At 58.8% G+C, this 11457-nt stretch carries 11 protein-coding genes, 1 tRNA gene and 1 pseudogene; 3 read left to right on the top strand and 10 right to left on the bottom strand.

Going from position 1 to position 11457, the window contains the following annotated elements; translation table 11 throughout:
- Positions 1-44: 44 nt before the first annotated feature.
- From KGB25_RS21705 to trmJ, 4 genes are all read right to left on the bottom strand, one after another.
- Complete coding sequence (locus KGB25_RS21705; protein WP_008025496.1) at positions 45-1259, bottom strand: IscS subfamily cysteine desulfurase; 1215 nt, start codon at positions 1257-1259, stop codon at positions 45-47.
- Between the two features lie 50 nt (positions 1260-1309).
- Positions 1310-1801, bottom strand: a complete 492-nt coding sequence (gene iscR, locus KGB25_RS21710; RefSeq protein WP_008042436.1) for a Fe-S cluster assembly transcriptional regulator IscR — start codon at positions 1799-1801, stop codon at positions 1310-1312.
- Positions 1802-2039: 238 nt separating this feature from the next.
- Positions 2040-2816, bottom strand: a complete 777-nt coding sequence (gene cysE, locus KGB25_RS21715) for a serine O-acetyltransferase (RefSeq protein ID WP_008025494.1) — start codon at positions 2814-2816, stop codon at positions 2040-2042.
- Between the two features lie 2 nt (positions 2817-2818).
- Positions 2819-3589 carry a tRNA (cytosine(32)/uridine(32)-2'-O)-methyltransferase TrmJ gene (trmJ, locus tag KGB25_RS21720; protein ID WP_008025492.1) on the bottom strand — a complete coding sequence of 257 codons (771 nt, stop codon included), beginning with the start codon at positions 3587-3589 and terminating at the stop codon, positions 2819-2821.
- A gap of 146 nt (positions 3590-3735) precedes the next feature.
- Here trmJ and suhB point away from each other — a divergent pair, with 146 nt between their 5' ends.
- A complete protein-coding gene (gene suhB, locus KGB25_RS21725) occupies positions 3736-4554 on the top strand; it encodes an inositol-phosphate phosphatase (protein ID WP_008014726.1) in 819 nt (272 codons plus the stop codon).
- A 245-nt stretch (positions 4555-4799) separates the two neighbouring features.
- Here suhB and KGB25_RS21730 read toward each other — a convergent pair whose 3' ends face one another.
- The 6 genes from KGB25_RS21730 to queA all read right to left on the bottom strand — a co-directional run bounded on the left by KGB25_RS21730 (position 4800) and on the right by queA (position 10901).
- Positions 4800-5351 carry a glycine zipper 2TM domain-containing protein gene (locus KGB25_RS21730; protein ID WP_008025488.1) on the bottom strand — a complete coding sequence of 184 codons (552 nt, stop codon included), beginning with the start codon at positions 5349-5351 and terminating at the stop codon, positions 4800-4802.
- Between the two features lie 132 nt (positions 5352-5483).
- The gene (gene secF, locus KGB25_RS21735) at positions 5484-6398 is read right to left on the bottom strand and encodes a protein translocase subunit SecF (RefSeq protein WP_008025485.1); all 915 of its coding nucleotides are present in this window, start codon (positions 6396-6398) and stop codon (positions 5484-5486) included.
- Between the two features lie 9 nt (positions 6399-6407).
- Positions 6408-8276: a protein translocase subunit SecD gene (gene secD, locus KGB25_RS21740; protein ID WP_008025484.1), complete on the bottom strand. Its 1869-nt coding sequence runs from the start codon at positions 8274-8276 to the stop codon at positions 6408-6410.
- Between the two features lie 63 nt (positions 8277-8339).
- Positions 8340-8678 (bottom strand): preprotein translocase subunit YajC, encoded by a 339-nt coding sequence (gene yajC / locus KGB25_RS21745; protein WP_007916913.1) that lies wholly within the window; start codon positions 8676-8678, stop codon positions 8340-8342.
- Positions 8679-8721: 43 nt separating this feature from the next.
- Positions 8722-9837: a tRNA guanosine(34) transglycosylase Tgt gene (gene tgt, locus KGB25_RS21750; protein ID WP_162130615.1), complete on the bottom strand. Its 1116-nt coding sequence runs from the start codon at positions 9835-9837 to the stop codon at positions 8722-8724.
- A gap of 14 nt (positions 9838-9851) precedes the next feature.
- On the bottom strand, positions 9852-10901 hold the full coding sequence (gene queA, locus KGB25_RS21755) for a tRNA preQ1(34) S-adenosylmethionine ribosyltransferase-isomerase QueA (RefSeq protein ID WP_192420785.1): 1050 nt from the start codon (positions 10899-10901) through the stop codon (positions 9852-9854).
- Positions 10902-11008: 107 nt separating this feature from the next.
- On the opposite strand from queA, the gene KGB25_RS21760 reads away from it, so the two are divergent.
- Positions 11009-11093 (top strand) — tRNA-Leu (locus tag KGB25_RS21760).
- 152 nt (positions 11094-11245) lie between these two features.
- Positions 11246-11457: pseudogene (locus KGB25_RS21765) on the top strand (hypothetical protein); the annotation flags it as partial.

The raw sequence follows: 11457 nt of genomic DNA on the forward strand, positions 1-11457 counted from the left end.
TGCCTACCTTAAGTTTACAGGGCCTGGTTTGCGGCGACTTGAAATCAGTGTGCCGCCCACTCGATTTTCGAAATGTCGACACCGTCTTTGTACATGTCCCACAGCGGCGACAGAGCGCGCAGCTTGGTAACGGCCTCGCAGACTTTCTGCGCGGCGTAGTCGATTTCTTCTTCGGTGGTGAAACGACCGAAGGTGAAGCGGATCGAGCTGTGTGCCAGTTCGTCGTTGCGGCCCAGGGCGCGCAGTACGTACGAAGGCTCCAGCGAAGCCGAGGTGCAAGCCGAACCGGACGAAACCGCCAGATCCTTGAGCGCCATGATCAGCGACTCGCCTTCAACGTAGTTGAAGCTCAGGTTCAGGTTGTGCGGAACGCGGGCGGTCATGCTGCCGTTGACGTACAGCTCTTCCAGGTCTTCGACCTGTTTGAAGAAACGGTCGCTCAAGGCTTTGATACGCACGTTCTCGGCAGCCATGTCTTCCTTGGCTACGCGGAAGGCTTCACCCATGCCGACGATCTGGTGGGTCGCCAGGGTGCCGGAACGCATGCCGCGCTCGTGACCGCCGCCGTGCATGGTCGCTTCGATGCGCACACGCGGCTTGCGGCTGACGTACAGCGCGCCGATGCCTTTAGGGCCGTAGGTTTTGTGGGCGGAGAACGACATCATGTCGACTTTCAGCTTCTGCAGGTCGATCTCGACCTTGCCGGTGGACTGAGCGGCGTCGACGTGGAACAGGATCCCTTTGGAGCGGGTCAGTTCGCCGATGGCTGCGATGTCGTTGATGGTGCCGATTTCGTTGTTCACGTGCATGACCGAAACCAGGATGGTGTCGTCACGCAGTTCAGCTTCGATCATTTCCGGCGTAACCAGACCGTCAGTGCGAGGCTCGATGTAGGTCACTTCGAAGCCTTCACGCTCCAGTTGGCGCATGGTGTCGAGGACAGCCTTGTGCTCAATCTTGGTGGTGATCAGGTGTTTGCCCTTGGTCGCATAGAAATGCGCCGCACCCTTGATTGCCAGGTTGTCGGACTCGGTGGCACCGGAGGTCCAGACGATTTCACGCGGATCGGCGTTGACCAGGTCTGCGACCTGACGACGGGCGTTTTCGACGGACTCTTCAGCTTTCCAGCCGAACACGTGGGAACGGGACGCCGGGTTACCGAAGTTTCCGTCGACCAGCAGGCATTCACTCATCTTTTGCGCAACACGCGGATCAACCGGGGTGGTCGCAGAGTAATCAAGGTAAATCGGCAATTTCATGGACTATCTCCTAAATCAGGCTGGCTGGCGTGCCGCTAGCTCTTTGGCTGTCATTCGACGGCGGACGCTTCAATCTTGTCCAGGCGTGGCGTCTTGCTGTTGCAACGACGCTGGTCCTGACGCTGGGCTACTTCTTGTACCTCACGGCGAGTAACAAGATCAGCCAAGCTGATACCGCTCAGAAATTCGTGGATCTGCAGGCTCAGGTCGCACCACAGGTGGTGGGTCAGGCAGGTGTCGCCTTGATGGCAATCGCCCTGCCCCTGGCACTTGGTGGCATCGACCGATTCGTTTACTGCATCGATCACCTGGGCGACCTGGATGCCCTGCATGTCGCGGGACAGCTGGTAACCGCCGCCCGGACCACGGACGCTGGACACCAGATTGCTGCGGCGCAATTTGGCAAAAAGCTGTTCGAGGTAGGACAGGGAGATGCCTTGGCGCTCGGAGATATCGGCCAGGGACACGGGCCCGTGCTGCGCATGCAACGCCAGATCAAGCATGGCGGTCACGGCGTATCGGCCTTTTGTAGTCAGTCGCATGGACAATTACCACGGAGTTCGGAATGGGGCGAGTATGCAATTCCCGAGTATTTAAGTCAACTATAAGACCTAGTACTTTAGTCAGGTTTACCCGCAAAAGAGCGGCCGCATCATAACAAAGGCTGGGCGGTTACAGCCAGTAATACCGAGTCATCGTTCATCGCGAGCAGGCTCACTCCTACAAGGGTTTCGTTAATCCTGTAGGAGCAAGGCTTGCCCGCGAAGGGGTCGACTCGGTCTAGCTGGCCTGGCTCTGATCCTTGTCCTTCACACATGCAAAGTCTTCTTCGCGCAGCTCAGGCAGATCTTTCGCACAGTAATTACTGCCCAGATCCTTCAACGCCCCGCACATCCCCTCCAGACGACCATCAACAGCCTGCAGGTGATCGAGCAATTGGTTAATGGCACGCGCCACCGGGTCCGGCATGTCTTCGCCAACACCGTAGGCATCGAAACCGATCTTCTCGGCCATGGCCTTGCGCTTGGCGTCCTGCTCTTCATCGGATTTGACGATGATCCGCCCTGGAATGCCGACCACTGTCGCACCGGGCGGCACAGCCTTGGTCACCACGGCATTGGAACCGACCTTGGCGCCGGCACCCACGGTGAACGGGCCGAGCACCTTGGCACCAGCCCCCACCACCACACCGTCTTCCAGTGTCGGGTGACGCTTGCCTTTATTCCAGCTGGTGCCGCCCAGCGTCACACCCTGATAAAGGGTGACGTCATTGCCGATCTCGGCGGTTTCACCGATGACAATGCCCATGCCATGGTCAATGAAGAACCGACGACCGACCTTGGCGCCCGGATGGATCTCGATCCCGGTCAACCAGCGACCGAAGTTCGACACCAGCCGCGCCAGCCATTTCAGCTCGGCGCGCCACAAGGCTGCCGACAACCGGTGGATCCAGATGGCGTGCATGCCCGGGTAGCAAGTCAGGACTTCAAAAGCGTTACGCGCCGCCGGGTCACGATGGAAAACACTCTGGATATCTTCACGCAAACGCTCGAACATCATTAATCCTTCCGCTTTAGAAGCTCACCACGGGCCGCTTTCTGGGTTTCCGTGAGGATGCCACGCAATATATTCATTTCCGCCCGGCTGACCGAGCTTCGTCCGTACAACCGACGCAGGCGCGCCATCAAGTGCCGTGGCTTTTCAGGATCGAGGAACTCGATGGCCACCAGGGTTTGCTCCAGGTGCTCATAGAACCGCTCCAGCTCATCCATGGTCGCCAGCTCAGCGCTTTTGACCGAGGCCACTTCTTCCTTCTCGACCTTGCTCGGCTGGCCTTGGGCCGCCAGCCAGGACATGCGCACTTCATAGCTCAACACCTGCACCGCCGCCCCAAGGTTCAGCGAACTGAACTCAGGGTCTGATGGGATGTGCACGTGATAATGACATCGCTGCAGCTCTTCATTGGTCAGGCCGGAATCTTCACGACCAAATACCAAGGCGATTTCGGCGCCCTGCCCGGCTTCCTCGACCACTTTCGTCCCGCATTCGCGGGGATCGAGCAGCGGCCAGGGAATGCGCCGGTCACGGGCGCTGGTGCCGAGCACCAGATTGCAGCCGACCAAGGCATCTTCCAAAGTGGCGACGACTTGCGCGTTTTCAAGGATGTCCCCGGCGCCAGATGCACGGGCATCGGCTTCGTGGTGCGGGAACAACCGTGGTTCGACCAGCACCAGCCGCGACAGGCCCATGTTCTTCATGGCACGCGCAGCCCCGCCGATATTGCCGGGGTGGCTGGTATTGACCAGGACGACACGAATGTTTTGCAGCACGGGAGGCGTTCTCGAACACAATAATCGGGAGCCGAATCTTACAGCTCAACCTACCGTTAAGCTATGAAAGCGAACACTGACCTTCACCTGTAGAAAAGTTCTGATAGAATGCCCGGCTTTCTTTAACAACCTTAGGTGACACATCCATGCAGCCCATGCTGAATATCGCGCTGCGCGCCGCCCGCAGCGCCAGTGAATTGATCTTCCGCTCCATCGAGCGCCTGGATACCATCAAGGTCGACGAAAAAGACGCCAAGGATTACGTATCCGAGGTGGATCGCGCCGCTGAACAGAAAATCATCGACGCGCTGCGCAAGGCTTACCCGAACCACTCGATCATGGGTGAAGAAACCGGCATGCACGCCGGCACCGGGATCGAAGGCGAAGAATACCTGTGGATCATCGATCCGCTGGACGGCACCACCAACTTCCTGCGCGGCATTCCTCACTTCGCTGTCAGCATCGCCTGCAAATACCGCGGTCGCCTGGAACACGCTGTTGTTCTGGACCCGGTTCGCCAGGAAGAATTCACCGCCAGCCGTGGTCGCGGCGCTCAACTGAACGGTCGTCGCCTGCGCGTCAGCGGCCGCACCAGCCTGGACGGCGCCCTGCTGGGCACCGGCTTCCCGTTCCGTGACGACCAGATGGACAACCTCGACAACTACCTGGGCATGTTCCGCGCCCTGGTTGGCCAGACCGCCGGCATCCGCCGCGCTGGCTCCGCGAGCCTGGACCTGGCCTACGTGGCTGCCGGCCGTTTCGACGCATTCTGGGAGTCGGGCCTGTCCGAGTGGGACATGGCTGCAGGCGCCCTGCTGATCCAGGAAGCTGGCGGCTTGGTGAGCGATTTCACCGGCGGTCACGATTTCCTTGAGAAAGGCCACATCGTTGCCGGCAACACCAAGTGCTTCAAGGCAGTGCTGACGGCGATCCAGCCGCACCTGCCGGCCTCGCTGAAGCGCTAAGCTTCCAGCGACAGAAAAAAGCACCCTTCGGGGTGCTTTTTTATGCCTGGAATTCGCCCTCAAGAACACCGCATATCCCTGTAGGAGCCGGCTTGCCGGCGATAACGGTCTGACATTCAACATTTATATCAACAGTTACACCGCAATCGCCGGCAAGCCGGCTCCTACAGGGGGTTGCGTGAATTTTGGGTACAAAAAAAGCACCCCGAAGGGTGCTTCTTTTTCAGCGGCTGACAATCAGCTCATCAATGCGCCTGTTCATTCTGCGTCAGGATCAACTTACCTTCCTTATCCACCGGAATCTGGTTGCCCGGATCACGATCCATCCGCACCTTGCCTTCCTTGCCGTCCAGCGAATAACGAACGTCGTAACCCACAACCTTGTCGCTGATGTCATTCACCGTGTTACAGCGGGTTTGCGTCGTGGTGTAGGTGTCACGCTCCTGCATGCCCTCCTGCACCTTGTTGCCGGCGTAACCACCACCGACCGCGCCCGCAACAGTGGCAATTTTCTTGCCGGTGCCGCCGCCGATCTGGTTACCCAGCAGACCGCCTGCCAGCGCACCTACCACCGTACCGGCAATCTGGTGTTGATCTTTCACCGGCGCTTGCCGGGTGACCGCTACATCCTTGCACACTTCACGTGGAGTCTTGATTTGCGTCTTGACCGGCTCAACGGCGAGCACTTGCGCATACTCGGGGCCGTTATTTTTTACCAGGCTGTAGGTGGCCACAGCACCCCCGGCAGTCACACCGACAGCACCCAGTACAGCACCAACCAGCATCGACTTGTTCACATGAACCTCCTGACCATCACATGCGGGATAAACCCGTGCTTCTCCCAGCCTTGGAGCATAAAAAAAGGCGCGAGTTCAACTCGCGCCTTTTTGGACTACATCCCTGGGGAACTGCTCTGGACTAGAGAGTCCTCAAGGACGGTCGTCGACTTCCTTCTCGGTATTCACCGTCGGGATCAGGTCTTCGGAACTCAGGTTCAGCCAGATCAACACCACGTTGGCGATGTAGATCGACGAGTAAGTACCGGCCAGAACACCCACCAGCAGTGCCAGGGAGAAGCCGTAGAGGTTGTCACCACCGAAGAACAGCAGTGCTGCAATCGCCAACAAGGTGGAAACCGACGTCGCGATAGTCCGCAGCAGGGTTTGCGTGGTCGAGATATTGATGTTCTCGATCAGGCTGGCCTTGCGCAGTACACGGAAGTTCTCACGAACCCGGTCGAATACCACGATGGTGTCGTTGAGCGAGTAACCGATGATCGCCAGTACCGCCGCCAGCACCGTCAGGTCGAAGGTGATCTGGAAGAACGACAGGATACCGATGGTCACGATCACGTCGTGAATCAAGGAAACGATCGCACCGACGGCGAATTTCCACTGAAAGCGGAACGCCAGGTAGATCAGGATGCCGCCCAGCGCCATCAGCATGCCGAGGCCGCCCTGGTCGCGCAGCTCTTCACCCACCTGCGGGCCGACGAACTCGACGCGCTTGACCGTCGCCGGGTTATCGCCGCCAACCTTCTGCAACGCCGCTGCCACCTGATGACCCAACTGCGGGTCTTCGCCAGGCATGCGCACCAGCAGATCGGTCGTTGCGCCGAAGTTCTGCACGATGGCTTCGTGATAACCGGACGAAACCAGCTGCTCACGCACCTTGGTGACGTCGGCCGGACGCTCGTAGGTCAGCTCGATGAGCGTACCGCCGGTGAAGTCCAGCCCCCAGTTCATGCCTTTGTGGAAGACACTGAAAATGGCCAGCGCAGTAAGGAACAATGTGACGCCGAACGCGAAGTTGCGAACGCCCATGAAGTTGATTGTACGTAACATGGCAGCCCCTTAAATCCACAACTTCTTGAAGTCACGACCGCCGAAGATCAAGTTGACCATCGCGCGGGTGACCATGATGGCCGTGAACATCGAAGTCAAAACCCCGAGGGACATGGTCACTGCGAAGCCTTTGACCGGACCTGTACCCATGGCAAACAGGATCCCGCCCACCAGCAAGGTGGTCAGGTTGGCGTCGAGAATCGCCGTGAATGCGCGACCGAAACCTTCGTTGATTGCCCGTTGTACGGTCATGCCCGCAGCGATCTCTTCACGAATCCGCGAGAAGATCAGTACGTTGGCGTCGACCGCCATACCCATGGTCAATACGATACCGGCGATACCCGGCAGGGTCAGCGTTGCACCCAGCAGCGACATCAGTGCCAGCAGCAGCACCATGTTCACACCCAGCGCAACGGTGGCGATGATGCCGAAGAAGCGATAGATGGCGATGATGAACAGCGAGACAAACAGCATGCCCCACAGCGATGCATCGATACCTTTGGTGATGTTGTCCGCACCCAGGCTCGGGCCAATGGTGCGTTCTTCAGCGAAGTACATCGGCGCCGCCAGACCACCGGCACGCAACAGCAGCGCCAGTTCGGACGATTCGCCCTGGCCGTTCAGGCCAGTGATGCGGAACTGAGCACCCAGCGGCGACTGAATGGTCGCCAGGCTGATGATCTTCTTCTCTTCCTTGAACGACTGCACCGCCACGTCTTTTTCGACGCCATCGACCACTTGCTTGGTGTAAGTGGTGACCGGACGCTGCTCGATGAAGATCACCGCCATGCTGCGACCGACGTTCGAACGGGTTGCGCGGCTCATCAGCTCGCCACCGTGGCCATCCAGACGGATGTTCACTTCTGGCGTGCCGTGCTCGCCGAAGCCAGCCTTGGCGTCAGTTACCTGGTCGCCGGTGATGATCAGGCCACGCTCGATCAGCGCAGGAGGACGATTGCCCTCACGGAACTCGAAGGATTCGGAAGTGGCTTTCGAAGCGCCAGGCTCAGCAGCCAGACGGAACTCAAGGTTGGCCGTCTTGCCGAGGATACGCTTGGCTTCTGCGGTGTCTTGTACGCCCGGCAGCTCAACCACGATGCGGTTGGCGCCCTGACGCTGAACGATCGGTTCGGCAACACCCAGCTCGTTGACGCGGTTACGTACCGTGGTCAAGTTCTGCTTGATGGAGTATTCGCGGATTTCCGCCAGCTTGGCCGGGGTCATCGCCAGACGCAGCACCGCCTGACCATTGAGGTCGGCCGGAACAATGTCGAAATCGTTGAAGTTCTTGCGGATCAGCGCACGGGCCTGTTCACGGGAAGCTTCATCAGAGAAGCCCAGCTGAATGGCACCGCCCAGTTGCGGCAGGCTGCGATAGCGCAGTTTCTCTTTACGCAACAGGCTCTTTACATCGCCTTCGTACACTTTCAAGCGTGCGTCGAGGGCTTTGTCCATGTCCACTTCGAGCAGGAAGTGCACACCACCGGACAAGTCCAGACCCAGCTTCATCGGGTGCGCGGCCAGGCTGCGCAGCCATTGCGGGGTGGTTTGTGCCAGGTTCAGAGCAACGACGTAGTCATCACCCAACGCCTTGCGCACGACGTCCTTGGCAGGCAACTGGTCTTCAGCCTTGACCAGACGAATCAGACCGCCCTTGCCGTTGGTCGCCAGCGTGGCCGCCTTGACGTTGATCCCGGATTCCTTGAGCGCAGCGCTCACTCGATCCAGATCAGCCTGATTGACCTGCAGCGCAGTGCTTGCACCGCTGACCTGAATGGCCGGGTCATCAGGATAAAGATTGGGAGCGGAATAAATCAGACCGATCGCCAGCACCGCCAGGATCAGAATGTATTTCCACAGAGGGTATTTGTTCAGCATCACGCCGCCCGCTTATGACGCGGGGCGCCTTGCGCGCCCCGTCGATTGAGTAGAAGTTGAAACTTAGATCGCTTTCAGCGTGCCTTTTGGCAGCGTGGCGGCAATGGCGCCTTTCTGGAACTTCATTTCGACGGTGTCGGAAACTTCCAGAACCACGAAATCGTCAGCCACTTTAGTGATCTTGCCGGCGATGCCGCCGGTGGTCACAACTTCGTCGCCTTTTTGCAGGCTGCTCAGCAGGTTCTTCTGCTCTTTGGCGCGCTTGGCCTGTGGACGCCAGATCATCAGGTAGAAGATGACCAGGAAACCGACCAGGAAAATCCACTCAAAACCGCCACCCATTGGGCCGGCAGCGGCCGGTGCAGCGGCGTCAGCCATGGCATTCGAGATAAAAAAGCTCATTTAGCACTCCAGTTGCAAATGTTGAATCTTGGGGTCAGAAAACTCAGTCCAAAGGCGGAACAGGTAACCCGCGTTTGGCGTAGAAGGCATCGACAAAGGCGGCCAATGTACCCTGTTGAATAGCCTCGCGCAAACCAGCCATAAGCACTTGATAATGACGCAAGTTATGGATGGTATTGAGCATGCTTCCCAGCATTTCGCCGCACTTGTCCAGGTGATGCAGATAAGCGCGAGAGAAGTTCTGGCAGGTATAGCAATCGCAGGTCGGATCGAGCGGCGAATCATCATGGCGATGGAACGCGTTACGGATCTTCAGCACGCCAGTATCAATGAACAGATGCCCATTGCGGGCATTACGGGTTGGCATCACGCAATCGAACATGTCCACACCGCGGCGCACACCCTCAACCAGATCTTCCGGTTTGCCAACGCCCATAAGGTAACGAGGTTTGTCAGCCGGCATCTGACCCGGCAGGTAATCCAGCACCTTGATCATCTCGTGCTTCGGCTCGCCCACCGACAAACCGCCGATAGCCAGGCCATCAAAGCCGATCTTGTCGAGGCCTTCCAGCGAACGCATGCGCAGATCCTGGTGCATGCCGCCCTGAACGATACCGAACAGCGCCGCCGTGTTGTCGCCATGGGCTTCTTTCGAACGCTTGGCCCAACGCAACGACAGCTCCATCGATACCCGAGCGACGTCTTCGTCAGCCGGGTACGGCGTGCATTCGTCGAAAATCATCACGATGTCCGAGCCCAGGTCACGCTGGACCTGCATCGACTCTTCCGGGCCCATGAACACCTTGGCGCCGTCGACAGGAGAGGCGAAGGTCACGCCCTCCTCCTTGATCTTGCGCATCGCGCCCAGGCTGAACACCTGAAAACCGCCGGAGTCTGTAAGAATCGGGCCTTTCCACTGCATGAAATCGTGCAGGTCGCCGTGCTTCTTGATCACTTCGGTGCCAGGACGCAGCCACAAGTGGAAGGTGTTGCCCAGAATGATTTCCGCGCCGGTCGCGGTGATGTCCCGCGGCAGCATGCCCTTCACGGTGCCGTACGTGCCCACCGGCATGAAGGCCGGGGTCTCGACGGTACCGCGCGGGAAGGTCAAGCGACCGCGACGAGCCTTGCCGTCAGTAGCAAGCAACTCAAACGACATACGACTTTGGCGACTCATTCTTTGTCCTCAGGGCCACGTGGTGCGGGATTACGGGTGATAAACATCGCATCACCGTAGCTGAAAAAGCGGTATTCATGCTCAACGGCGGCTTTATAAGCGGCCATGGCTTCGGGATAACCGGCGAACGCCGAAACCAGCATCAACAGCGTGGATTCGGGCAAATGGAAGTTGGTGACCAGGGCATCGACCACATGAAACGGCCGGCCCGGGTAGATAAAGATGTCGGTGTCGCCACTGAACGGCTTGAGCACGCCATCGCGCGCGGCACTTTCCAGCGAACGCACGCTGGTGGTCCCCACCGCCACCACGCGCCCACCGCGAGCGCGGCACGCCGCAACGGCATCGACCACGTCCTGGCCGACTTCCAGCCATTCGCTGTGCATGTGGTGGTCTTCGATCTTCTCGACCCGCACCGGCTGGAACGTGCCCGCGCCAACGTGCAAGGTCACGAACGCCGTCTCGACGCCCTTGGCCGCAATCGCGTCCATCAGCGGCTGATCGAAATGCAGCCCCGCCGTCGGCGCCGCCACCGCGCCCAGGCGCTCGGCGTACACCGTCTGATAACGCTCGCGGTCCGAGCCTTCATCCGGGCGGTCTATATAAGGAGGCAACGGCATGTGCCCGACGCGGTCGAGCAGCGGCAACACCTCTTCGGCAAAGCCCAGCTCGAACAACGCATCGTGACGGGCGAGCATCTCGGCTTCGCCACCGCCATCGATCAGGATCTTCGAACCCGGCTTCGGCGACTTGCTGGACCGCACATGGGCCAGCACGCGATGACTGTCGAGCACCCGCTCCACCAGGATTTCCAGCTTGCCGCCGGAAGCCTTCTGGCCAAACAGCCGCGCCGGAATCACCCGGGTATTGTTGAACACCATCAAATCGCCCGGGCGCAAATGCTCAAGCAAATCAGTGAATTGACGGTGTGCCAGGGCGCCGCTGACCCCATCAAGGGTCAACAGGCGACTGTTGCGACGCTCGGCCAAAGGGTGGCGAGCAATCAGCGAATCAGGGAGTTCGAAAGTAAAGTCAGCAACGCGCATGATGGGGTTCGTCTAGCAGGGCCCGGAAGTCTAGCCGAAATAGTGAAAATTCTCTATGTACCTGATTGACCGACGGTAATCTCATCTCTATACTTCGCCGCCATTGAGCCCTGATGGCGGAATTGGTAGACGCGGCGGATTCAAAATCCGTTTTCGAAAGGAGTGGGAGTTCGAGTCTCCCTCGGGGCACCAAAATTAAGAAAGGTCTTGCTTTGCAAGGCCTTTTTTTTCGTCTGCGATAAAGTGGCTGACACCCCACCGACCTGTAGGAGCCGGCTTGCTGGCGATGCTTTTGACCTTCTCGCTTGTTTCGGCGGGCACGACAATTCTCAAGGATTCATCCCATGGAACTGCTGCTGGAAACTGTTGCTTTGTTCTGTCTCAAGCTGGCTTATGAGTCGGAGGGGTCGAGTCCGATTCTGCGGGATGATCCGATCATGAGTGATTATGAGCGGGAGGTTTTTGGGTTGTTGGTGCGTCGGGGGGATGTTGAGGGGATTCAGGTGAAGGTGGGTGAGTGTGTGGGGTTGGCGCTGAAGGCCATTGGGGGTGTGGA

It is taken from the genome of Pseudomonas sp. BF-RE-21, from assembly GCF_019947305.1.
Lineage (GTDB): Bacteria > Pseudomonadota > Gammaproteobacteria > Pseudomonadales > Pseudomonadaceae > Aquipseudomonas > Aquipseudomonas migulae.